This is a genomic window from Pseudomonas sp. PA1(2017) (assembly GCF_001945375.1).
Lineage (GTDB): Bacteria > Pseudomonadota > Gammaproteobacteria > Pseudomonadales > Pseudomonadaceae > Aquipseudomonas.
This window is the reverse complement of record NZ_MSXU01000009.1, coordinates 1,392,759-1,415,839: the sequence shown is the minus strand read 5'-3', so window position 1 is coordinate 1,415,839 and position 23,081 is coordinate 1,392,759. Positions and strand designations below refer to the sequence as shown.

Genomic DNA, 23,081 nt, shown 5'->3' with positions numbered 1-23,081 from the left:
GGCCAAATGAGCCATCGAGTAACGCCGCATCGCGCAAAAACTGGCCCGGCCCTCCGGGTGGGGCCGCCTAGGTTGCGCGGGAAATGACCTCCGCTGTCGTTGCAGGACTTGGCAAGGGAAAACGCGGACGGCTAGTCCATTCCCTGCGTCCTGCGCCTAACCGGAGGCCATTTCTCGCGGCAACGCGGCTCGCGCTGAAACGGGAACAGACCCTAGTGCGCCAACGCGCTCAGTGGTTGTTGCACGGCACCTCGAGAGCTCGGTAGCGCGCGTCGAAATCCTCGGCCAGCGACGCCACGCTGATCGACGATAAGCGCTGCAGCAGCAGCGCCTGGGCTTCGTCGAACGCCTGCCCAAGCGCATGATTGACCGCCTGCTCGACCAGGCAGGTGGGGTGATCGGTGGCCAGCCCGATGCTGAAGATCGACTGCGAGCCCAGCGCCTGGTGGATGTCCAGCAGGGTGATCTCGGCCAACGGCCTGGCCAGCGACCAGCCGCCGTTGTGGCCCTTGTCCGACGTCACGTAGCCCTGGTCGCGCAGCAGGCCCATGGTGCGCCGTACCACCACCGGGTTGGTTTCCAGCATGCGTGCGATGGTCTCCGAGGTGGTGCGCTGCGCGTGGCGGTCCATGTGGATCAGTACATGCAGCATGCGGGACAGCCGGGTGTCGTTTCTCATGGGCGTCTCGAGGTGGAGGCAGGCGTGCAGAGTATGATTCGTAATGAATGAAGTTACGAGAGGTTGACCCTCAGATTGTATGTAACTTATGGTGTTGCATGATGGCTCGGTCTTCTCCCGAGTCGCGCATGGAGGAGCAACGCCATGAGTTATGACGCAATCATCGTCGGTGGCAGCTATGCCGGCTTGTCCGCCGGCCTGCAGCTGGCCCGTGCTCGACGTCGCGTGCTGGTGATCGACGCCGGCGTGCGGCGTAACCGCTTTGCCAGCCATTCCCACGGCTTTCTCGGTCAGGACGGACGCGCGCCCGACGACATCGCCGCCGACGGGCGAGCCGAGTTGATGGATTACCCCAGCGTCACCTGGCAGGTCGGAGAAGCCGCCGAGGTGCAGCGCGAGGGCGACGGCTTCGTGGTCAGGCTGCGCGGTGGCCAGGCCCATGCCACCCGGCGACTGATCCTGGCCGGCGGTGTGCGCGACGAGCTGCCCGCCATCGACGGGCTGGCCGAGCGCTGGGGCCGTCATGTGTTTCATTGCCCGTATTGCCATGGCTACGAGCTGGATCAGGGGCGCATCGGCGTGCTGGCCGTGTCGCCCATGTCGATTCACCATGCCATGATGCTGCCGGACTGGGGCAGCACCACCTTCTTCCTCAACGGCGCATTCGTGCCCGATGCCGAGAAGCTCGAACAGCTGGCGCGTCGAGGTGTGGTGGTCGAGCCCGATCGCGTGCAATCGATCAGCGGCGAGCGCGTGGACGTCAACCTGGCCGACGGCCGCAGCGTGGCCTTGGACGGTCTGTTCGTGATGCCACGCACGCACCAGGGCAACCCGTTGGCCACGCAACTTGGTTGCGCCCTGCTCGAAGGGCCGATGGGGCTTTACCTGCAAACCACCGAAACCCAGGAAACCACCGTGCCTGGCGTATTCGCTTGCGGCGACGCAGCCCTGGCCGCAGGTTCCGTGGCGCTTGCCGTCGGCACCGGCGCAAGGGCGGGGGCGGGGGCGCATCAGTCGCTGATCTTTCGCTAGCGCAGATCAATGAATCGGTGTGGGGGCTGGGGCATACTGGCGACCCCTCCGCATCCACTTCAGCGTACCAATGACTGTTTCTGTACTGACTCACCTACCGGGCCGGCGCCTCCTGCGTCACGGGTTGCTCATCGCGGCGAGCGCGCTGTTCACCCAGGCGGCCCTGGCCGAAGCCGACATCGCTGCCGGCGAGGCATTGTTCAAGCGCGTCTGTGGCAACTGCCACAACGTCGGGCCGGGCGCGCGGGCGGCCTTCGGGCCCCAACTCAACGGGATTTTCGGCCGCCACGCCGGCGCCACTCAGGACTACAAGTATTCGCCTGCCATGCAGCAGGCGGACGTGGTGTGGGAACACGACACCCTGAGCGCCTTCATCAAGGATTCCGACAGCGTGGTGCCCGGCAACAAGATGCGCTTCTGGGGCATTGGCGATCAGGACAAGATCGATGGCCTGCTGCTCTATCTGAAGGCTCAGCAGGATCACTGAGCGCAAGCAATCAATCTGAACGAAGCCCTCAGCGCTGGCTCTGAAATTGAACCAGCGGACGGCCTGGCCGTTCGCGATCCTCCCTCACGCACCCCGGGATCGCTATGGCAGATGAACAACAGATCAACTGGCTGGTCGAGCAGTCCATGCTGCACACCGCCCGCCAACGCATGCGCCTGTATTCGGGCCAGGCCCGCTTGTGGCAGCAACCCTATGCATTGGCCCGGCCGCGTAGCGTCACCGCGGTAGCCTCGGTGTGGCTGGCGGTCTATCCCGCCTCGATCATCACCTCGCCCGATGGCTCGGTACTGCAGGCGCTCGGCGACGAACGCTTGTGGGCAGCGCTCTCCGAGCTCGGCGTTCAAGGCATCCACACTGGGCCGCTGCGCCGTTCGGGTGGTTTACAGGGGCGCGAGTACACGCCCACCGTCGACGGCAATTTCGACCGGATCAGCCTGGAGATCGACCCGCGCTTCGGCAGCGAGGAAGAGCTGGTGCACCTGAGCCGCGTGGCGGCCGCCCACAATGCGGTGACCATCGACGACTCGATCCCTTCGCACACCGGCAAGGGCGCGGATTTCCGCCTGGCGGAAATGGCTTATGGCGACTATCCCGGCCTCTACCACATGGTGGAGATCGCCGAGGCCGACTGGGAGCTGCTGCCGCCGCTGCGCGAGGGGCGCGATTCGGTGAACCTGTCGCCAGCCACCGTCGATGCGCTGCGCGACAAGCACTACATCGTCGGCCAGTTGCAGCGTGTGATCTTCTTCGAGCCGGGCGTCAAGGAAACCGACTGGAGCGCCACGGGCGAGATCACCGGCGTCGACGGCAAGGTGCGGCGATGGGTGTACCTGCATTACTTCAAGGAAGGCCAGCCGTCGCTGAACTGGCTGGACCCGACCTTTGCCGCCCAGCAGTTGGTCACCGGTGAGTCGCTGCACGCCATCGACGTGATCGGCTCGCGGGTGTTGCGCCTGGATGCCAACGGCTTCCTCGGCGTCGAGCGGCGTAGCCAAGGCAATGCCTGGTCGGAGAGCCACCCGCTGTCGCTGACCGGCAACCAGTTGCTCGCCGGGATGATCCGCAAGGCCGGCGCCTTCAGCTTCCAGGAACTGAACCTGACCCTGGACGACATCGCGTCGATGTCCCAGGGCGGTGCGGATCTGTCCTATGACTTCATCACGCGCCCGGCCTACCAGCACGCCTTGCTGACCGGTGAAGTCGAGTTCCTGCGCCTGATGCTGCAGCAGATGCACGACTTCGGCATCGACCCGGCGTCACTGATCCACGCCCTGCAGAACCACGACGAACTGACCCTGGAGCTGGTGCATTTCTGGACGCTGCATGCCAACGACACCTACGTGTTCCGAGGCCAGAGCCTGCCGGGCAGCATCCTGCGCGAGCACATTCGTGGCGAGATGTACGAGCGCCTGACCGGCGAGCACGCGCCTTACAACCTGAAATTCGTCACCAACGGCGTGGCCTGCACCACGGTGAGCATCATCACCGCGGCGCTGGGCATCCGTGATCTGAACACCATTACCGACGCCGATATCGAGCAGATCCGCCGCGTGCATCTGCTGCTGCTGATGTTCAATGCCATGCAGCCGGGTGTGGTGGCGCTGTCAGGCTGGGATCTGGTCGGCGCCTTGCCGCTGGAAGCCGATCAGGTTGCCGAGCTGATCGCTGATGGCGACACGCGTTGGATCAATCGTGGCGGCTACGACTTGGTCGACCTCGACCCCGAGGCGTTGCTGTCTGCCGAAGGCCTGCCGCGCTCGCGTCAGTTGTACGGCAGCCTCAGCGAACAACTGCAAGACCCGCACTCGTTCGCCTCCCAGGCGCGACGGCTGTTCGCGGCACGGCGCTCCCATGGCGTGGCTTCGAGTCGGCAGATCGCCGTGCCGGTCACCGAGCATCCTGCGCTGCTGATCATGGTGCATGAGCTGCCGGCCGGGCGGGGCATTCAGGTCACGGCGCTGAATTTCGGCGCCGAGCCGCTCAGCGAGGTGATCACCCTGGAGCACGTCGAGCCGGGCCCGGTGGTGGACATCATTCACGAGCGGCTGATGGGTGATCTGTCCGCCGATGGCGAATTGCACATCCAGCTCGAACCCTATGAGGGGTTGGCGCTGCGTATCGCCAGCATGGCACCCGGCATCGCGCCCATGGACGGCTGAGCGATATGCCTTTGCGCACTAAGCTCATAACCTGCGAGTAGTTGAGCGAGTCTGCGAGTGCGCCGTATTGTCCATGTTCTGGCTGGCCGTTGGCGCCGGCCACTTGTTGAGTTGAGGTGTCGATGAACGGCGAGCTTGCCATCCGCAATGACGATGGCGCCGAGGTTGATTACTGCTCCCGCCCCGTCAACTGGGACCTGGAACAGACCGTGGCCGGCCTGCGTGCGGCGCGTGCCGACTGGCGCAACCGCTCGGGCCGTCACCCTGAGTTGGGTGGCCGCGAGTTGCCATCGCGCCAGGCCATGGCAGCAATCTTGACGGGCTTCTGCGGGGCGCTTTTCCCGATGCGCCTGGGGCCTACGGAGCTGCGTGAGGAAAGCGAAGATTATTACGTCGGCCATACCCTGGATCGTGCACTCAATGCCCTGGTGACCCAGGTGCGCATGGAGTTGCGTTACGCGGCGCGCCAGCGCGGTGAGTCCGGCGATGATGTGGACGGTCAGGCGGTTGCCATCGTGCGTGATTTTGCCGCCGCATTGCCGGCGCTGCGCCGCTTGCTCGACCAGGATGTGGTGGCTGCCTATAACGGCGACCCGGCGGCGCGCAGCGTCGACGAAGTGCTGCTGTGCTACCCCGGCGTGCTGGCCGTGATCTATCACCGCCTGGCGCATCATCTGTACCGCGCAGGGCTACCGCTGCTGGCGCGCATCGCCGCGGAGACCGCCCACGGCGCCACCGGTATCGACATTCACCCGGGTGCGCAGATTGGCCACAGCTTCTTCATCGATCACGGCACCGGCGTGGTGATTGGCGAGACGGCGATCATCGGCAACCACGTGCGTATCTACCAGGCCGTGACCCTGGGCGCCAAGCGCTTCACCAGTGACGAGAGCGGTCAGTTGCACAAGGGCCAGCCGCGTCACCCGATCGTCGAGGACGATGTGGTGATCTATGCCGGCGCGACCATCCTGGGGCGCATCACCATCGGCAAGGGCTCTGTCATCGGTGGTAACGTCTGGTTGACGCGCAGCGTCGAGCCGGGGAGTAATGTATCCCAGGCGAGCGCTGAACGCAGCGGTTGCTGATCCCTGTCACAGGAAGGTCACGGGGGTTCACTAGAATCGGTACGAGACCGAAGAGAGAGAAAGGAGAAAGCGATGGACGATTATCAGGAAGAGTTGCTCGAGTCCCGTGCCCTGGAACAGGACGTGCCCGAGTTCGCCGAAGACGCCACCGAGCTCTAGCAGGCCGTTGAAAAACGTAGGCGAGGCAGCCAGTGCAAGGCCAAAACAGGCGAAAAAGCGGAGTTTACGAGGTGTAAATGAGCATTTTGAGCCTGTTTTTAACGCAGCAATGGCAACGCAGGTAGTTTTTCAACAGCCTGCTAGGCTCGCTGAAAGGCTGGGGGCGAACCCTGGCCACGATCAGAACAAAAGGCCCGATGCACATGCATCGGGCCTTTTTCGTTACGACGGCTGAAATGCTTACTGGCTCAGCGCCTTGACCAGCGCGTCGACGTTGCCTTCCAGCTCGGCGACCGGGTCGTCGCTGTCGGTTGCCAGCACCAGCAGCTGCACGCCGGCGGCCTGCACTGCATCAGCCACTGCTTTGGGCGGGTTGCGGTGAGTCAGCACCAGGGCCACGTCATCGGCTTGCAGAGCGCCGGTCAGGGACTTCAGGGCGTCGGCGTCCCAGTCGCGGTCATCGCGGCTGTCGCTACTCACCAGATCCAGGTTGAGGCCGCTGATCAGGTAGTCCAGGCGATCGCTGAGGCTGTACACCGACAGGTTGTCGGCCTTGGCCAGCTCGCGCTCGCTGTGGGCGTTGAGCTTGAGCAGGCGCTGCTTGAGTGCCGCCAGGTTCTGCTCGACCTTGCCCTTGGCGTCCGGCGCCAGGCGCACCAGGTCGGCAGCCATCACGTCGGCCATGCGCCCCATGTTGTTGATCGCCAGCCACGGGTGGCTGGCCAGGTCGTTGTCACCGGCACTTTCGGCCTGGATGGCGATACCCGGCAGGGCGCCATCCACCGGGCGGGCGGCATCGATCTCGACGATACGGATGTTGCTGCGCCGTGCCATGGGGTAGAGCGGGTCTTCCGACCATAGCGAGCGCAGGGCGATGGCTGCGTCGGCCTCGACGGCGACCTTCTGCAGCGCGGCGGCACCACGCCCGGCGAAATACGATACCTGGCGGCTGGCCGGCAGGTTGGCCGGCGCGGCGCGTTCGATGTGCACCTGGGTGCCGTCGAGCAGGTCACTGGCCAGGCCAAAGGTGATCGGCTGCGAAACCAGCACGCTGACCTCCTTGGCGAGGGCGAGGCCCGGCAGGCTGAGGAGCAGGGCAAGGCCCAGTTGGTGGAGTCGATGGGTCATCCCAGGTTCCCTTTCAAGCTTGGTACGACGCCGCGTGCGATGGCGGCGAGGGCGAAGGCGATACCAGCGATCATGATGATCGCGGCGCCGGAGGGGATCGGCAGATCCAGCACGATGGGCAACAGGATGCCGAGCAGCGTGCTGACGGTGGCGATCAGCACCGAAAGCCAGAAGAAGCCTTTCAGCGACTGGCTGAGCAGACGCGCGGCGGCGGCTGGAATTACCAGCAGGGCGCCGACCAGAATCGCGCCGATGACCTTGACCGCGGCCACAGTGATCAACGTCACCAGGATCACGAACAGGTAATCCAGGGTCTTCACGGCAACGCCGCGCACTGCGGCCAGCTGCGGGTTGAAGCTGGCCAGCATGATGCGGTTGTAGAGCGGCAGCGCCAGGCCCATGACCAGGCCACCGACCACCAGCAGCACCAGAAGGTCGGTGCCGTTGACGGTGAGCACCGAGCCGAACAGCACGTTTTCCAGAATGTGCACGTTGATGCGCCCGGCCAGCACCAGCAGCAGGCTGGCGCCCATGGCCAGGGACACCGACAGGAACACGCCGATCAGCGTGTCCGGCGCCAGGCCCGTGCGATTGCGCAGGTAGTTGAGCAGGATGCCGAACAACAGCGCGTAGCCGAACAACGCGCCGTAGGGGCCGGTGTAGGGCTCGCCGAGCAGGATGCCGATGGCCACGCCGGTCAGCGCGGCGTGGCCTACCGCCTCGGAGAAGAAGGCGAAGCGCTTGACCACCACCAGGGTACCCAGGCCGCCCAGTACCGGGCCGATCAGCAGGCCGGCGAGCAGGGCGTTGACCACGAAGCCGTAGGCCAGCGCGGCGGGCAGGTAGCCGGCCGAGGCCCAGCCCTGGATCAACAGACGGAACTGTTCATAGTCGATCATGGCTGGGCGGCCTCCACGGTGCGGGCATGGGTGGAGAACAGGCTGAGCAGGCGCTCCGGCGTCAGGGCTTCACCTGGCGGCGCATCGAACAGCACGCGGCGGCTCAGGCCGGTGACGCGATCGGCCAGGCGCTTGACCGCCTCCAGGTCGTGCTCGATCCACAGCACGGTCATGCCGGCACGGCGCCAGTCCCCGAGCAGGCGTTCGAACACCTGGATGCCGGCTTCGTCGAGGGCCGACATCGGCTCGTCGAGCACCAGCAATTGCGGCGCGGGAATCAGCCCCTGGGCGAGCAGCACGCGCTGGCGCTCACCGCCGGACAGTGCGCCCATGCGCCGCTTGCGCTTCTCCAGCATGCCGACGCGGGCCAGGGCGTCGTCAATCGCTTTGGCGTAATGCTTCGACAGGCCGAGAAAGGCCGGTCGGCGCTGGCACATGGCAGCCATGAAGTCGTCGACGGTCATCGGCAGGCCGCGGTCGAACTCCAATGCCTGGGGCACGTAGCCGATGGTGCCGACCTCGCCCTGCCAGGCCAGGCTGAGCGTACCCTGGTGGGGCATCTGGCCGAGCAGGGTCTTGATCAGCGAACTCTTGCCGCCACCGTTGGGGCCGACCAGCGCATGCACGCTGCCCGGGCGCACCTGAAAGCTGACGTTGTCGAGGATCTGCGTGCGCCCCAGCACCAGGCTGACCTGCTGGAAGTCGAGGGTCGGGCCGATGGCCGCCACGCTCAGGTTCTCGGCTGCGGTCATTGGCCGGCGTCCTGGATGGCGCGCACCACGGTGTTCATGTTGTTGGCCATTTCCTTCTCGTACTTCTCGGCGCTGTATTCACCGTAGGAAATGTGCGACAGCGGGTAGAGCTTGACGCCCGACTCGCGCTGGATGGTATCGACATAGGTGGACGGGAAGTCCAGCTCGGAGAAGATCACCTTGACGTCCAGCTCGCGCAGCTGGTCGATGGTCTTCTTCAACTGGCTCGGGCTCGGCTCGATGCCGTGGGCCGGCTCCACCACCGCGGTGACTTCCAGGCCGAACTCGCGCAGCAGGTAATCGTAGGCCGCATGCACGGTGGCCACGCGCAGGTCGGCGTCTGGCGCTTCGGTAAGCTGGGCGAGGGCGTCGGCGCGCAGCTTGCGCAGGCGCTTGCCGTAGGCGCGGGCATTCTGGGTGTAGGTCTTGGCGTTGTCCGGGTCGAGCTTGCCGAGTTCGCGGGCGATGTTGTTGACCTGGGCGATGGAGGCGCTGATCGACAGGAAGGTGTGTGGGTTGACCACCTTGCCGGCGCCACGTGCTGCAATGCCGGTGGCGGCCAGCAGCGGCACGTTGGCATTGGCCTCGATCACTTCGATATCCGGCTTCTCGCTGGCGGCGATCATGCGGTCGGCGAAATCGTCATGGCCCACGCCGTTGAGCACCACCACGTCCAGCGAGCCGATGCGCTTGATGTCCTCGGCCCGCGGCTCGTAGGCGTGGGGGTTGAAGCCGGCCGGAATCAGCGGCACCACCTCGGCCTTGTCGCCGACGATGTTGCTCACGTAGCTGTAGTAGGGGTGCAGGGTGATGCCGATGCGCAGCTTGGCATCTGCCACGCTGGCGGCGCCGAGCAGCAGCAGGGCAGTCGCGCCGATACTCAGGCGTGACAGCAGGTGGCGTGCGCGGAAAATGCGGGAAATGGGCATGGGCGGGCGGTCTTCTGTCGGGTGAGTCAAAGGTGTCAGTGGCGATGTTGCCGGGTCACACCTGCGTCGTACTGGGAGGCGATCTGCTGCCAGCCGGCAGCGATAAGGGCCGGCGCATCGAGGCTGGCAGGCGCGCTGGCGATGCTGCGGTTGAGCCACACGTCGGCCTGCTCGCCCTCGGCGTCGAGGCGCATGAGCAGAGAGCCGGCGACGTCCAGCGCCTGGCTGGCACCGAAGTAGGCGGCCTCGTCGCCGGGCAGCAACTGCCACTGGTGGCTGCCGCGGCTGGTGGCGCTGGCATCGTTGACGAATGGTGGGAAGCCTTCATCGGCCAGCTCGGCGGGGCTCAGCAGGGTCTGCTCTTCGTCGCGGCGAATGCGGATCTCGTCGGCGGCCACGCGCAGGTCGGCATAGATGCCTTGTTCGGCGGCAGTCAGGTCGCGGCGGGCATCGATCTGGTGACTGGCGATGGCGGTTTCGCTGTCCGTTTCGCCATGCCAGGCGACCACCGAGCCGGCCACCAGCACGATGACCAGGCACAGGGCGAGCACGTAGAGGGTTTCATGACCGGCACCGGCGGGGCGTACGACCTGAACCGTCATGGGGCCTCGATTTCCGTGTGGTCGATTTCGACGATATGGCCGGGGCCCGCGTCGAACAGCACGTAGAACTCACCTTCGGGCTTCTTGAAGGTCAGGGTCGAATCGTCGGCCAGTTTGCCGGGCACCAGGATGCTCTCGTCATAGCCGATCACATCCAGGGTCACGCCGGCGGCGCCGCTGCCATCGGAGAAACCGCCGGTGCAGCGGATGTTCTCGGCATCGACTTCCTCGCACTGGCACATGGGGTTGTGAGCCAGGGCCAGGCCGCTCAGCGACAGCAGGGCGATACCTGCGACGCTGCGCAGGACGTTGGGCTTGATCATGGTTTGCCTCCTTGTTGTTTCTGCAGCCACGCGACGGTGGATGGGGATGCCTGTTCGAGCGGTACGGCGGCCTGATGCACGGAGCCGTCCCAGCCCTCCATGGTGATCCACAGCTCGGCGTCGGGCTTGGTGCGGTTCGGCAACGGCACGGTGGCGCCCATGCGGTAGGCGCTGCCGAAGAAGATGCCGCCGGCGGCGCGCAGGCTGCGGGGCTTGCCGATGCGCAGGTAGGTGGCCTTGACCTGGCCGATGCATTCCTTGCACAGCGCACCGGTGAAGGTCTTCATGTAACCGGCCGGGCCGTCGAGTTCCGGTGGTGCGGCGCGAAATTCTGCCAGGGTGATCGACCAGGGGCCGACCGGGAATTCACCTACCGTGCGCTCGCCCAGGCCGCTGGTGCCGCGAAACAGCGCGACGTCGGCGAAGTACTTGGGCATGAACCCCAACGGGATGAGCACCAGCAGGATGTTGATGTGGAAGCGCCACTTGTACCAGAAGCGGCTCAGCGGCGAAGCGGGTTGTGCTGCCATGGCCTTGCTCATGCCTTGACCTCCCCAGTGTCGGTTGCAGTGTCGCGGTCACGCGAGCGCGCCGGGCGCTTGATCACCTTGGCGGTGGCCTGGGCGGTGCGCTTGGTCCAGATCAGCAGACCGCTGAGCACCATCATGCTCAGCATCAGGCCGAAGAAGAACCAGATCATCTTCACCCACAGGCCGCCGAAGTCGCCGGTGTGCAGCGGGCGCATGGATTCGGTGACGAACTCCAGTTTGGAGCGATCCTCGAGCAGGCGCTGCTGGGCCACTTCGCCGGTGTAGGGGTTGATCGAGGCACTCTGCATCATCAGCGGGTACCAGCCGCGCCCGCCGACGGAGATATGGTCGTAGGCGTTGCTGGGCAGGCGGGTGAAGCTGACGTCCAGGCTCGGTACCTTGCCGATGGCGATGCGCGCCGCTTCGTCCACGTCGAGCATCGGGATCGGCTCGCCGGGGCGCACGTTCGGCACGTCCTCGCGGGCCACTACGGCGGGCACGCCTTCGGTGGAGATGGAAATCTGATTGTCGAACAGGATCGCCTGGATCAGGAACCAGATGCCGGTGATCGACACCACGGCGATGAACCAGATCGACCAGATGCCGCTCAGGCGGTGGAAGTCGCCCCAGAAGATCCGCGCGCCCTGGTTGAAACGCAGGCGCGGCTTGAAGAAGCCCTTCCAGAATTTCTTGTAGACCACGAGGCCCGTGATCAGCGACAGCAGCATGGGGATGCCCATCATCGACACCAGGTACCAGCCCCAGCTGAAACCGTTGGTGAAGGGCACCAGCCACCAGCCGTGCAGGGCGCGGGTGAACTGGCGGAAGTCGAACTCGGGGCTCACGCCCTGAATGGCGCCGGTGTAGGGGTTGACGTAGATGGTCGGGTTGCTGCCGTCCGGGTAGCTGACCCGCGCGGTGAGGGCGAAGTGCGATTCGTCAGGGCGGGCGATGGACTGCACCACCAGCTCCGGCTGGGCCTTCTTGATTTCGGCCAGCACCTGGCCGAAGGTCAGCAGCTCGGCGTCGTCCGAGGGTTTGCTGGCGCGTACGTCGGGGTTGGCCAACCAGACGATTTCCTGGCTGACCACCGCCAGGGTACCGGTGACGCAGACGATCAGCACGAAGAACCAGATCGGCAGAGCGAGCCAGCTGTGCACCAGGAACCAGATTTTTGAACGCGACTTCTTGGACATGTATATCAGTCTTGTCTGAGCGCCTCGTGCGTTGCACGGGGCGCGATTTTAGGTACGAACGAAACCTCGCCGGCCAGGTAGCCAGCGAGGTGTACAAACCGATGAAGTGCTCGCCAGGCGGGCACGAATGAATCAGCTATCTACTAGGACGGATGAGAAGCGTAAAACCCGCAGCTGCAAATGAAAATAGTTATTTCATAGATTCAGATGTGCTGCTGTTCTGTCGCAGGGTGCGGCGCATTTCTCCCGGTGGGTGCTCGAGCCAGCGCTTGAAGGCGCGCTGAAACGCCTCCGCGGAGGCGAAGCCGAGCAGGTAGGCGATCTCGCCGAAACTCAGCTCGGTGTCCCGTACGTAGGCAACCGCCAGGTCGCGGCGGGTCTCGTTGACGATGGTGCTGAAGCGGGTGCCTTCTTCGCCCAATCGACGGCGTAGCGTCCAGCTCGGCAACTGCAATTGGCGGGCGATGTCGTCCATGTCCGGCTCTCGCCCATGCAGGCGCGGGCCGAGCAGTTGGATGACGCGATCACGCATGTTTTGCGGGCGGGTCAGCTTATGCAGCTCCTGCTCGCAAAGTTGTAACAATTCATTCCAGGTGCCCGGGCAATGCAGCGGATTGCGCAGGTTGAGCGCCTGCTGGTCGAGCCTGAGTCCGTTGAAGTCCGCCTCGAAGGTCGGCACGCAACCGAACTCCAGCGGATAGCGTTCGGCGTAGTCAGGCGCGCTGAATTCCAGCTGAAGCGCTTGCGCGGTCAGCGGCGTGCGGGCCAGGGCGCCCAATTGTTGCAGCCAGGTGGCCAGCACGGTGTCGACCACGAAGCGGTTGTAGGCGTTGTACGGGCCGATGGAGTGAAAGCGCAGCCAGGCACCATTGCTGTCTTCGGCCAGGCTGGAACGACCACGGTAGTTCGAGGCGTACAGTGCCTCGAAGCGGATCAGCGTACGGGCCGCCTCGCGCACGGTAGGCGCCTGGGCCGCGGCGATACCGGCCAGCCCCAGGCGATGCAGGTAGGCGAAGCGGCCCATCAGCAGGCCCAGGGCCGGCTCGCCGGTCAGTTCGATGGCGGCGTGGCCCAGGTGCATGTAGCGCGGGATCGATAGCCGCGCGCGTGGCTCGGCCAGGCGCGCAGCATCGAAGCCGTAGTGTTCGAGCAGCGGCTGCGAGGCGTGGCCCAGATGGTCGACGGCGTCCGCCAGGCTATGCAGGTAGCCAATGGAGAGATCGCCCAGGCGAATGGCGGCAGGTTTCATCGGCGTGCGCCCGGCAGGGAGGTTCGCCAGCGTAGCTCGGCCCAGGGCAGTGCGCCAGATGTGCTGTCACTCATGATCATTGATTTGTCATTTACGATCATTGAGTGGGGGCATCTGCTTCACTATCGTCTAAGAACCTGTTCAAGTCTCGCGAGCTAGAGCAATGCAAGGCCTAGGCGGCCCCGCAAAAACAGGCGAGGACGCGGAGTTTACGAGCTGTAAATGAGCAGTCCGAGCCTGTTTTTAACGCTGCAGTGCCGACGCGTAGCAGACTTTGAACAGGTTCTAAGCCATACGACCGCTGCCCGCGCAGGTGGCGGCAACTCCGTGACCGACGCCGATGGACTGAAACCATGACCGCCTACCCGCACCTGCTCGCGCCCTTGGATCTGGGCTTCGTGACCTTGAAGAATCGCACCCTGATGGGCTCCATGCACACCGGCCTGGAAGAGAAGCCCGGCGGCTTCGAGCGCATGGCGGCCTACTTCGCCGAGCGTGCCCGCGGCGGCGTCGGCCTGATGGTCACCGGCGGCATTGCGCCGAACGAGGAGGGCGGTGTGTATGCCGGTGCGGCGAAGCTGAGCACGCCCGAGGAGGCGGACAAGCATCGCATCGTCACCGAGGCGGTGCATGAGGCGGGTGGTCTGATCTGCATGCAGATCCTGCACGCCGGCCGCTACGCTTACAGCCCCAAGCAGGTGGCGCCCAGCGCCATCCAGGCGCCGATCAATCCGTTCAAACCCCAGGAGCTGGACGAGGCGGGCATCGAGAAGCAGATCGCCGACTTCGTCAATTGCGCGGCGCTGGCGCGCCAGGCTGGCTATGACGGCGTGGAAATCATGGGGTCCGAGGGCTACTTCATCAATCAGTTCCTGGTGGCCCATACCAACCAGCGCAGCGACCGTTGGGGCGGCAGCTACGCCAACCGCATGCGCCTGCCGGTGGAGATCGTGCGTCGCGTACGCGAGGCGGTCGGCAGCGACTTCATCATCATCTATCGCCTGTCCATGCTCGATCTGGTCGAGGGCGGCAGCAGCTGGGAGGAGATCGTGACGCTGGCCAAGGCCATCGAGGCGGCGGGCGCCACGCTGATCAACACCGGCATCGGCTGGCACGAGGCGCGCATCCCGACCATCGCCACCAAGGTGCCGCGCGCCGCGTTCACCAAGGTTACCGCCAAGCTGCGCGGCGAGGTGAAGGTCCCGCTGATCACCACCAACCGCATCAACACCCCGGAAGTGGCCGAACAGGTGCTGGCCGAGGGCGATGCCGACATGGTATCGATGGCGCGGCCGTTCCTGGCCGACCCCGAGTTCGTCAACAAGGCCGCTGCCGGGCGCAGCGACGAGATCAACACCTGCATCGGCTGCAACCAGGCGTGCCTGGATCACACCTTTGGCGGCAAGCTGACCACCTGCCTGGTCAACCCGCGGGCCTGCCACGAAACCGAGCTCAACTACATCCCCACCACTGCGGTGAAGACCATCGCCGTGGTCGGTGCCGGGCCTGCCGGGCTCGCCGCTGCCAGCGTGGCGGCCGAGCGCGGGCACCGCGTTACCCTGTTCGATGGGGCCGGTGAGATCGGCGGCCAGTTCAACGTGGCTAAGCGCATCCCGGGCAAGGAAGAGTTCTTCGAGACCCTGCGCTACTTCAAACGCAAGCTGGAGACCACCGGCGTCGAGTTGCGCCTGAACACCCGGGTGAGCGCTGCAGACCTGCTCGCCGGCGGTTTCGACGAGGTGATCCTGGCCACCGGCATCGTGCCGCGCACGCCTGCCATCCCGGGTGTAGAGAACGCCAAGGTGATCAGCTATCTGGACGCCATCCTGGGGCGCAAGCCGGTGGGCCCGCGCGTTGCGGTGATTGGCGCCGGTGGCATCGGCTTCGACGTCAGCGAATTCATCACCCATGCAGGCCCGGCCACCAGCCTGGACCGTGAGGCGTTCTGGAAGGAGTGGGGCATCGACCCGGCCCTGCAGGCGCGCGGCGGCGTCGCCGGCGTGCAGCCGCAGGTCGAGCCGGCAGCGCGCCAGGTGTTTCTGCTGCAACGCAAGAAGAGCAAGGTCGGCGACGGCCTGGGCAAAACCACCGGGTGGATCCATCGCGCCGGCTTGAAGAACAAGCAGGTGCAGATGATCAATGCCGTCGAATACCTGCAGATCGACGACCAGGGGCTACACGTGCGCGTGGCCGAGGGCGAGCCCCAGGTATTGCCGGTGGACACGGTGATTCTCTGCGCCGGCCAGGATCCGCTGCGCGAGCTGCAGGACGAGCTGGTTGCCGGCGGTGCTTCGGTGCACCTGATCGGCGGCGCTGACGTAGCCGCCGAGCTGGATGCCAAGCGCGCCATCAATCAGGGCTCACGCCTGGCGGCAGCGCTGTAGTTCGGCATTTTCATTCACCCTCTACCGAACGGGTCACAGTTCGACCGTACCGTTCGTCCTGCGGCTGAATGACTGCCAACCGGGTCACACAGCCTGTAATGGGTTCTCGCCTAGACTTGCCTGGCTGGCGTCTCGTTGCGCCAGGCAAAAGGCAGCGTGAACCGTCATTACCCGTGGAGAACATCGATGAGCAAGCCGCAACTGATCGAGGCCGTGATGTTCTTCGCCCCGGACGGCAGCATCGGCAAGCAGATGTTCTACACCGAGTTCGAGACCCTGCTCGATGGCCTGGTGAAGATGCCGACCCTGGCCGACGAGCAGGTACGGGCCGCCTACGTGGTGATCAACGGCCGCCTGCAGATTCGTTCGGCGGTGTTCTTCTACCTGGATTTCGACGAAGACGGCGCGCCGGACAGCGGTTGGAACATTCCCCTGCAGCAGATGGCCGAGCGTGCCGGCCGCGGCCCCGACCTGGGCGGCGGGCCGATTCGCCTGGCCTGCCGTAGCCAGTGCCCGGTTTCCTGGCACCAGATGCATTTGTGGGACCCGAGCCTGGTGCCCGGCAACAATGATCTGGCCGCCTTGCGCGACACGGTGCGAGCCAACGCCCTCGGCATCCTCATGCAGGAAGAGGAGTCCCCGGCCGTGACGCCCGAGCGGCTGCAGGTGGCTTCCGAGGATCAATGGTACGCGGTCGACGCTTCCCGCGACCTGGCCGAGAAGCTGGCCGAGCGCCTTTCCCACGACTACCGGCAAAAGGCCGCGCAACTGGTTCGCCAGCAACGCGAGCGCCTGGCCGCCCTGGCTCATGAGCACCAGGCCGAACTGGCGCGCGCCGCGTCCAGAAGCGATGGGCAACTGGCCGAGCTGCAAGGGCAGATTCAGGCGTTGCGGCAGGCGCTGCGCCAGCAGGAAGGGCTCAACCAGAGCTTGAAGTCGCAACTGGCCGAACAACGGGAAGCGCAACAGAGCGAACGCGAGGAAATGGCGGTGCGGGTGCGCGCTGCCGAGCGTCACGCCCGCACCGAGCGCGAGATACTGCGCGAGCAGTTCGACGAGGAGCTGCGTGCGCGCATTCTCGCCACCCAGTCTGCCGCCGAGGAACAAACGCGCCGCCGCGAGGGCGAGGCCGCCCAGCGCGGCGCCAGCCAGGTGCTCGAGCGCCTGGCCGCGCAAGGCGTGGTGTTCGTGGTGTTCCATCCGGGCGCCGGGCACCTCACCGTGCCCTTGCAGGATGTCGACCGTTACCTGGCCGGCCCGCTGGCTTATGCGGCGAGCAAGTGCTTCGTGCCGGAGAGCCAGTACCGGCAGTGGCTGGAGCATTATCAGCGGCCCCGTTGCGAAGGGCTGCAGGCCGATGGCCAGCGCTGCGACGTGGCTGTCGAACGGGTCGAAACGCCCGGGCGTTTCGTGGCCGGCGAGTCCAACTGCTGCATGTTGCACAAGACCGCCCGCCTGCGCACCGTGGGTTAAACTCCCGGCCTTTTTCCGGGCCGTATCGTCATGACCTCGATTCCACTGGCTGCCATCAGCGCCTGGCATCCCCAGGCGCCGCTGCAACGGCTGCACTTCGACTGGCTGAGGGGCGTCGAACTGGCGGTGCTGCGCCTGGATCTGATCGACCCGCTGATCAGCGGCAACAAGTGGTTCAAGCTCTCCCCCCATCTGCGCGGCGCTGCTGAACAGCGTGCCAGCGGCATCATCAGCCTCGGCGGCGCCCACTCCAATCACCTGCATGCCCTGGCGGCCGCCGGCCAGCGTTTCTCGTTCGCCACCGTCGGCCTGCTGCGCGGCCATCCCCAGGACACGCCCACCGTTCAGGACCTGCAGCGCTTCGGCATGCAGCTGCATTGGCTGGGCTACGGCGGTTATCGCGAGCGGCATCGTGCCGACTTCTGGGCCCCCTGGCAGGCGCGCTATCCGGGATTCATACCCGTGCCCGAAGGCGGCGGCGGGCTGCCCGGTGCACTGGGCTGTGCCGATTTGCCAGCGATGGTGGCGGAGCAACTGGCAGCGCTTGGTTGGGATGATTACCATGGCTGGTGGTTGGCGGTAGGCACCGGAACCACGCTGGCCGGGTTGGTGATCGCAGAGGAGGGACGGCATAGCGTTCACGGGGCACTGGCGGTACCGCTGGATCATGGCGTGCCCGAGCGGGTGCGCACGCTACTGGCTGAGGCGGGCCGTGACGATGGTGGATACCGATTGCTGGATGCCTGTCGCGGCGGCTTCGCGCGTCAGGACAGCGAGTTGCTGGCCTTCATGGAAGGGTGCGAGGCGCAAAGCGATTTGCTGCTAGAGCCCTTGTATACCGCCAAGGCGTTGCTAGCCTTGCGCGATGCCATCCGCCGAGGTGAGATCGAGGCCGGCCGACGCCTGATCTTCCTACACACCGGCGGCCTGCAGGGCCGCCGCGCTGCGCTTGGCAAGGACTCAGCGCGCTGAGGGCGGCGCCGCACCCGGTTCTGTGCCGCTGGCGGGCCAGTCATCGGCGACCAGAAAGATCCGCTGTCGCTCGGTAAGTGCGCCGTTTTCATCAGGCTGTAGATCGACCAGCAACTGCGCGCCGGCGTCCACGGCCAGCCCATCCATCCAGACCTGCAGGTCCTGGGCTGACCAGGCTTGCACCGCCAGCCGTCTAGCCGGTGCCAGCCAGGCGTTGCGCGGCAGTGGTTGCCAGCGGGCATCCGGGTATTGGGCCTGCAGCCCAGGCCATTGCCGGCGGTGCAGCCAGGTGCCGCGCAGGTGCGCCGGCTCGGCCTCCGCCGGTGATGGATGATCCCGGCCATGGGGGTAGAACAGATAGCCACCCAGCCACATCGAGGCCTGGATCGGTGCGTGGGTCAGCCTCTCCAACGCTTGCCGCGCTTGCGGCGAAGCCGACAAGGGCAACTGGTGAATGGCGAGATGACCGAGCTTTAGATCCAGGCGGTCCCGGCCTCCCGGGCCGATCCAGTGCTCGGGTGCACCGGGCGGCTGGCCCAGGTACAGCTTGATCGCCAGCTCCACATGGTGCACGCCGCTGCCATCGCGCAGCAGCAGATCCAGCTCGCCCAGGGTATGGCCGCCCTGGCGGATCGGCAGGTTGGCCGCCAGTATCTCGATACCCGGCGCCGCGTGCAGGGCGAACTGCCACAGGCGTTCGTAATAGAGGCCCAGGCGCCGCACCGAGCTACGCGACAGCCATTCGTGCAGCGCTTGCGGATTTTCGTCCTGACGCTGCAACCAGTCGGCCAGTAGATCCGGTTCGGCCGCCCAGCTACTGGCGATGAGAGGATGGCGCTGTGGCCAGGACGTATGGGCGAGCAGGGGCGGCGAAAGCAGCGTCCAGGCCAGGTCGCGCACGGCAGGTTCGCTGAGGTGGCGGGGCAGGTCGGCAAGCGCGGTGAAGGGGTTCATCGTTGCAGCATAGGCGCTAGCTGGCATTGGCGTCAGGGTTTGCTGGCGCAGGGTGCCTTCGCCCATAATCCAGGCCATTAGAGCCAGAGCCTCGCGGGAGCCCCATGGAGCAGTTTCGTAATATCGGCATCATCGGCCGCCTGGGCAGCACCCAGGTGCTCGACACCATCCGCCGCCTGAAGAAATTCTTGCTCGAGCGCCAGCTGCACGTGATTCTCGACGACACCATCGCCGAAGTGCTGCCGGGCCACGGCCTGCAGACCTCGGCGCGCAAGCACCTGGGCGAGTTCTGCGACCTGGTGATCGTGGTCGGCGGGGACGGCAGCATGCTCGGCGCCGGTCGCGCCTTGGCGCGCCACAAGGTGCCGGTGCTGGGCATCAACCGCGGCAACCTGGGTTTTCTCACCGATATCCGCCCCGACGAGCTGGAATCCAAGGTCGCCGAGGTGCTGGAAGGCAATTACCTCACCGAGAACCGCTTTCTGCTCGAAACCGAGGTGCGCCGGCATTCCGAGGCAATCGGCCAGGGCGATGCGCTCAACGACGTAGTGCTGCACCCGGGCAAGTCGAACCGGATGATCGAGTTCGAGCTGTATATCGATGGCCAGTTCGTCTGTAGCCAAAAGGCCGACGGTTTGATCGTCGCCACGCCAACCGGCTCCACGGCTTACGCGCTGTCCGCCGGCGGGCCGATCATGCATCCCAAGCTCGATGCCATAGTCGTCGTACCCATGTACCCGCACACGCTGTCCAGCCGGCCCATCGTGGTGGATGGCAACAGCGAGCTGAAGATCGTCGTCTCCAAGGACCTGCAGCTCTACCCGCAAGTGTCGTGCGACGGCCAGAACCATTTCACCTGTGCGCCGGGTGACACCATCACGGTACGCAAGAAATCCCAGAAGCTGTGCCTGATCCATCCGCTGGATCACAACTACTACGAGGTCTGCCGTACCAAGCTGGGTTGGGGTAGCCGACTAGGCGGAGGCGACTGATGCAGCTCGATCCGTCTCGCGGTTATGACCTGATCGGTGATGTGCACGGCTGCGCCAATACCCTGGTGCGCCTGCTGGAACGCATGGGTTATCGCCGCCAGGACGGCGTGTGGCGGCACCCGCGGCGCATGGCGATCTTCCTCGGCGACCTGATCGACCGGGGCCCGCGCATCCGCGAGGCCGTGCATCTGGTGCACGACATGGTGCGCGTCGGCGAGGCGCTGTGCATCATGGGCAATCACGAGTTCAACGCCCTGGGCTGGATGACCCCGGCGCCACCGGGCAGCGGGCGCGCCTTCGTGCGTGAGCACACGGCGCGGCACGAACGGCTGATCGGCGAGACCTTGCGGCAGTTCGAGGCCTACCCGGACGAATGGCGCGACATGCTGGCGTGGTTCTACGAAATGCCGCTGTTTCTCGATGCCAGCCATTTCCGCGTGGTGCACGCCTGCTGGGACGAGGTCATGATCGCCTCGCTGCGCGGGCAATTTCCCAGCGGCTGTATCGACGAACACTTCCTGCAGGCCTCGGCCATTCCCGGCAGCTTCGCCTGCACGGTGCTCGACCGCCTGCTGCGTGGTACCGACATGCGCCTGCCGGGCGGGCTGACCATGACCAGCAGCGATGGCTTCACCCGCTCGTTCTTCCGCACCAAGTTCTGGGCCGGCAACCCGTCGACCTACGGCGATGTGCAGTTTCAGCCCGATCCGCTGCCCGAGCAGGTGGCCTGCCTGCCGCTTAGCGAAGAAGACCGGGCGCAACTGCTGACCTACGGCCCCGAGCAGCCGCCGCTGTTCGTCGGCCACTACTGGCGCAGCGGCACGCCGGCGCCGATCTGCCCCAACATCGCCTGCCTGGATTACAGCGCGGTGATGTACGGCAAGTTGGTGGCCTACCGGCTGGACCAGGAAACTCGTCTGGATCCGGCCAAGTTCGTCTGGGTCGAGGTCGAACGGCCGGGGCCGGCGCGATGAGCCCCGTGATCGCCCTGCGTGCGCCGCTGGAACAGGACCTCGCTGCATTCATCATCCTGCTCGGCAGGCTGCGCGTGCCGCACCGGGTGGCCGAGCAGGGCAACGAGCAGGTGCTCTGGGTGCCGAGCGAAGAAATCGCCGCCCAAGTGCGCGAGCTGTATGCACGGGCGCCCCAGGGCGACCCGAATCTGCAGCCCGTGGCAGCGCCGGTCGCCAGCTCGCGGCCCGGCATCGCCGCCCAGGCCCGGCGCAGCCCGCTGACCCTGGTCGTGCTGGCGCTGACCCTGCTGGTCGCGGTGTTGACCTGGGGCGGTGAAGACTACGACGTGGTGCGCTGGCTGAGTTTCGTCGACTTCCATATCGACGGGCAGTACATCTATTTCGCAAGCTTCACCCAGGCCATCGACAGCGGTCAGTGGTGGCGGCTGCTGACGCCCATGCTGTTGCACTTCGGCATTCTGCATCTGACGATGAATAGCCTGTGGTACTGGGAGCTGGGCCGGCGCATCGAGGCGCGCCAGGGCGCCCTGATGCTGTTGCTGCTGACGATGTGGTTCGGCCTCGCCGCCAACGTGGCGCAGTACGTCTATGGCGGGCCTGCGCTGTTCGGCGGTTTGTCCGGCGTGCTCTACGGGCTGCTTGGCCATTGCTGGCTGTTCCAGTGGCTGGCGCCCAATGCAGCATATCGGCTGCCACGTGGCGTGCTGGTGAGCATGTTGATCTGGCTATTGATCTGCATGACCGGTGTCTTCGAGCTGCTGCAGTTCGGCGCCATCGCCAATGCCGCCCACGTTGGCGGGCTGATCGCCGGCTGCCTCACCGGCGCCATCGGAGGGTTGCTGGCTCGCCAGCTGGCACGGCGCTGAGCGTCGCCAGCGCCTCGGCTTGGCGGGTCAGATAGGGTAGAATCAGCGCTTTTCCAGCTCTGGAGTCAGCCATGTCCTCCTTCGTCGAATTGATCCGCAACATCACCCCGGACGTGTATGAAAGCCTCAAGCTGGCTGTGGAGATCGGCAAGTGGCCCGATGGCCGCAAGCTGACCCAGGAGCAGAAAGAGCTGAGCCTGCAAGCGATGATCGCCTGGGAAATCGAGAACCTGCCCGAGGATCAGCGCACCGGTTACATGGGCGCGTCCGAATGTGCCTCGAAGTCCGAGCCCGTCCCGAACATCCTGTTCAAGTCCTCGGAAACCCTGCACTGATGTTTGAGGTAGCCCGCGGCGCTTTGAGCAAGATGGCCACCCAGCTCGATGCGCCAGTGCAGTACGCGTTTCGCCTGGGTGACGAGCAGGTTGCCGTCAACCCGATGATCGGCAAGACCGTGCGCCTGGAGTTTCTCGGCGCCATTCATTGCAGCCATTGCGGCCGCAAGACCAAGTCCAGCTACAGCCAGGGCTATTGCTACCCCTGCATGCAGAAGCTGGCCCAGTGCGACCTGTGCATCATGAGCCCCGAGCGCTGCCACTATGACGCCGGCACCTGCCGTGATCCCGGTTGGGGCGAGCAATTCTGCATGACCGATCACGTGGTGTACCTGGCCAACTCGTCAGGCATCAAGGTCGGCATCACCCGCGCCACGCAGATTCCCACCCGCTGGATCGACCAGGGCGCCACCCAGGCGCTGCCGATCATGCGCGTGGCCACGCGCCAGCAGTCGGGCTTCGTCGAAGACCTGCTGCGCAGCCAGGTGGCGGACAAGACCAATTGGCGTGCCTTGCTCAAGGGCGACGCGGCGCCGGTCGACCTGCTGCACGTGCGCGAGCAGATCTTCGATGCCTGCGCCAGTGGCATCACCGCGCTGCAGGAGCGTTTCGGCCTGCAGGCCGTGCAGCCGCTCAACGAACAGAGCGTGGTGGAAATCCGCTATCCGATCGAGGCGTATCCGGCGAAGATCACCAGCTTCAACCTGGACAAGAACCCCATCGCCGAAGGCACTCTGCTGGGCATCAAGGGCCAGTACCTGATGTTCGATACCGGCGTGATCAATATTCGCAAGTACACCGCTTACCAGATCGCAGCCAGCTGCGCCGCCTGACCGGCATGCGCGGCTGACGCCATTCACCTGTCTGCCGCGCCAGCCGGCGCGGCATCGAAGAGGTTCCC

Annotated in this window: 23 protein-coding genes; 12 read left to right on the top strand and 11 right to left on the bottom strand. The window is 65.5% G+C overall.

From position 1 onward, the window contains the following. Positions 1-229 precede the first annotated feature (229 nt). On the bottom strand, positions 230-679 hold the full coding sequence (locus BVH01_RS13400) for an Rrf2 family transcriptional regulator (protein WP_075930767.1): 450 nt from the start codon (positions 677-679) through the stop codon (positions 230-232). 144 nt (positions 680-823) lie between these two features. Here BVH01_RS13400 and BVH01_RS13395 point away from each other — a divergent pair, with 144 nt between their 5' ends. The 4 genes from BVH01_RS13395 (at position 824) to epsC (ending at position 5,463) form a co-directional block, all read left to right on the top strand. Next, positions 824-1,711 carry an NAD(P)/FAD-dependent oxidoreductase gene (locus BVH01_RS13395; protein ID WP_075930766.1) on the top strand — a complete coding sequence of 296 codons (888 nt, stop codon included), beginning with the start codon at positions 824-826 and terminating at the stop codon, positions 1,709-1,711. Positions 1,712-1,781: 70 nt separating this feature from the next. Then, complete coding sequence (locus tag BVH01_RS13390) at positions 1,782-2,198, top strand: cytochrome c family protein (protein WP_075930765.1); 417 nt, start codon at positions 1,782-1,784, stop codon at positions 2,196-2,198. Positions 2,199-2,302: 104 nt separating this feature from the next. Further along, the gene (gene treS, locus BVH01_RS13385) at positions 2,303-4,378 is read left to right on the top strand and encodes a maltose alpha-D-glucosyltransferase (protein WP_371915594.1); all 2,076 of its coding nucleotides are present in this window, start codon (positions 2,303-2,305) and stop codon (positions 4,376-4,378) included. 122 nt (positions 4,379-4,500) lie between these two features. After that, a complete protein-coding gene (gene epsC, locus BVH01_RS13380) occupies positions 4,501-5,463 on the top strand; it encodes a serine O-acetyltransferase EpsC (protein ID WP_256562759.1) in 963 nt (320 codons plus the stop codon). A 399-nt stretch (positions 5,464-5,862) separates the two neighbouring features. Here the strand turns inward: epsC and BVH01_RS13375 are convergent, their stop codons facing one another. The 9 genes from BVH01_RS13375 to BVH01_RS13335 form a co-directional block, all read right to left on the bottom strand. Continuing rightward, complete coding sequence (locus tag BVH01_RS13375) at positions 5,863-6,750, bottom strand: metal ABC transporter solute-binding protein, Zn/Mn family (protein WP_075930763.1); 888 nt, start codon at positions 6,748-6,750, stop codon at positions 5,863-5,865. Further along, on the bottom strand, positions 6,747-7,649 hold the full coding sequence (locus BVH01_RS13370; RefSeq protein WP_013790915.1) for a metal ABC transporter permease: 903 nt from the start codon (positions 7,647-7,649) through the stop codon (positions 6,747-6,749). Before BVH01_RS13370 ends, BVH01_RS13375 begins: the two co-directional genes overlap by 4 nt. Next, on the bottom strand, positions 7,646-8,401 hold the full coding sequence (locus BVH01_RS13365) for a metal ABC transporter ATP-binding protein (RefSeq protein WP_075930762.1): 756 nt from the start codon (positions 8,399-8,401) through the stop codon (positions 7,646-7,648). Before BVH01_RS13365 ends, BVH01_RS13370 begins: the two co-directional genes overlap by 4 nt. After that, positions 8,398-9,330 carry a metal ABC transporter substrate-binding protein gene (locus BVH01_RS13360; protein WP_075930761.1) on the bottom strand — a complete coding sequence of 311 codons (933 nt, stop codon included), beginning with the start codon at positions 9,328-9,330 and terminating at the stop codon, positions 8,398-8,400. The genes BVH01_RS13365 and BVH01_RS13360 overlap by 4 nt, the downstream gene beginning before the upstream one ends. Before the next feature lie 35 nt (positions 9,331-9,365). Continuing rightward, the gene (locus tag BVH01_RS13355) at positions 9,366-9,932 is read right to left on the bottom strand and encodes a DUF6162 family protein (RefSeq protein WP_075930760.1); all 567 of its coding nucleotides are present in this window, start codon (positions 9,930-9,932) and stop codon (positions 9,366-9,368) included. After that, a complete protein-coding gene (locus tag BVH01_RS13350) occupies positions 9,929-10,255 on the bottom strand; it encodes a hypothetical protein (RefSeq protein ID WP_075930759.1) in 327 nt (108 codons plus the stop codon). Before BVH01_RS13350 ends, BVH01_RS13355 begins: the two co-directional genes overlap by 4 nt. After that, positions 10,252-10,797, bottom strand: coding sequence for a thiamine pyrophosphate-binding protein (locus BVH01_RS13345; protein WP_075930758.1), 546 nt, complete (start codon positions 10,795-10,797; stop codon positions 10,252-10,254). The genes BVH01_RS13350 and BVH01_RS13345 overlap by 4 nt, the downstream gene beginning before the upstream one ends. Continuing rightward, on the bottom strand, positions 10,794-11,981 hold the full coding sequence (locus BVH01_RS13340; RefSeq protein WP_075930757.1) for a PepSY domain-containing protein: 1,188 nt from the start codon (positions 11,979-11,981) through the stop codon (positions 10,794-10,796). Before BVH01_RS13340 ends, BVH01_RS13345 begins: the two co-directional genes overlap by 4 nt. A gap of 190 nt (positions 11,982-12,171) precedes the next feature. After that, on the bottom strand, positions 12,172-13,230 hold the full coding sequence (locus BVH01_RS13335; protein WP_075930756.1) for an AraC family transcriptional regulator: 1,059 nt from the start codon (positions 13,228-13,230) through the stop codon (positions 12,172-12,174). A 353-nt stretch (positions 13,231-13,583) separates the two neighbouring features. On the opposite strand from BVH01_RS13335, the gene BVH01_RS13330 reads away from it, so the two are divergent. The 3 genes from BVH01_RS13330 to BVH01_RS13320 all read left to right on the top strand — a co-directional run bounded on the left by BVH01_RS13330 (position 13,584) and on the right by BVH01_RS13320 (position 18,059). Then, positions 13,584-15,614 (top strand): NADPH-dependent 2,4-dienoyl-CoA reductase, encoded by a 2,031-nt coding sequence (locus tag BVH01_RS13330; protein WP_075930755.1) that lies wholly within the window; start codon positions 13,584-13,586, stop codon positions 15,612-15,614. A 186-nt stretch (positions 15,615-15,800) separates the two neighbouring features. Next, a complete protein-coding gene (locus BVH01_RS13325; RefSeq protein WP_075930754.1) occupies positions 15,801-17,087 on the top strand; it encodes a chromosome partitioning protein ParA in 1,287 nt (428 codons plus the stop codon). A gap of 30 nt (positions 17,088-17,117) precedes the next feature. After that, positions 17,118-18,059, top strand: coding sequence for a 1-aminocyclopropane-1-carboxylate deaminase/D-cysteine desulfhydrase (locus BVH01_RS13320; RefSeq protein WP_075930753.1), 942 nt, complete (start codon positions 17,118-17,120; stop codon positions 18,057-18,059). Here the strand turns inward: BVH01_RS13320 and BVH01_RS13315 are convergent. Next, positions 18,048-19,079: a DUF1853 family protein gene (locus BVH01_RS13315; RefSeq protein ID WP_075931028.1), complete on the bottom strand. Its 1,032-nt coding sequence runs from the start codon at positions 19,077-19,079 to the stop codon at positions 18,048-18,050. The two genes, BVH01_RS13320 and BVH01_RS13315, sit on opposite strands and share 12 nt — an antisense overlap. 38 nt (positions 19,080-19,117) lie before the next feature. Between BVH01_RS13315 and BVH01_RS13310 the strand changes: the two genes are divergently transcribed. The 5 genes from BVH01_RS13310 (at position 19,118) to BVH01_RS13290 (ending at position 23,013) form a co-directional block, all read left to right on the top strand. Further along, positions 19,118-20,005, top strand: coding sequence for an NAD(+) kinase (locus BVH01_RS13310; protein ID WP_073268818.1), 888 nt, complete (start codon positions 19,118-19,120; stop codon positions 20,003-20,005). Further along, entirely contained in the window at positions 20,005-20,979 is a 975-nt protein-coding gene (locus BVH01_RS13305) for a metallophosphoesterase (RefSeq protein WP_075930752.1), read from the top strand. The genes BVH01_RS13310 and BVH01_RS13305 overlap by 1 nt, the downstream gene beginning before the upstream one ends. After that, the gene (locus BVH01_RS13300; RefSeq protein WP_075930751.1) at positions 20,976-21,845 is read left to right on the top strand and encodes a rhomboid family intramembrane serine protease; all 870 of its coding nucleotides are present in this window, start codon (positions 20,976-20,978) and stop codon (positions 21,843-21,845) included. Before BVH01_RS13305 ends, BVH01_RS13300 begins: the two co-directional genes overlap by 4 nt. A gap of 71 nt (positions 21,846-21,916) precedes the next feature. Beyond that, entirely contained in the window at positions 21,917-22,180 is a 264-nt protein-coding gene (locus BVH01_RS13295; protein ID WP_070886441.1) for a YeaC family protein, read from the top strand. Next, complete coding sequence (locus BVH01_RS13290) at positions 22,180-23,013, top strand: DUF2797 domain-containing protein (RefSeq protein ID WP_075930750.1); 834 nt, start codon at positions 22,180-22,182, stop codon at positions 23,011-23,013. The genes BVH01_RS13295 and BVH01_RS13290 overlap by 1 nt, the downstream gene beginning before the upstream one ends. The last annotated feature ends 68 nt before the right edge of the window (positions 23,014-23,081 follow it).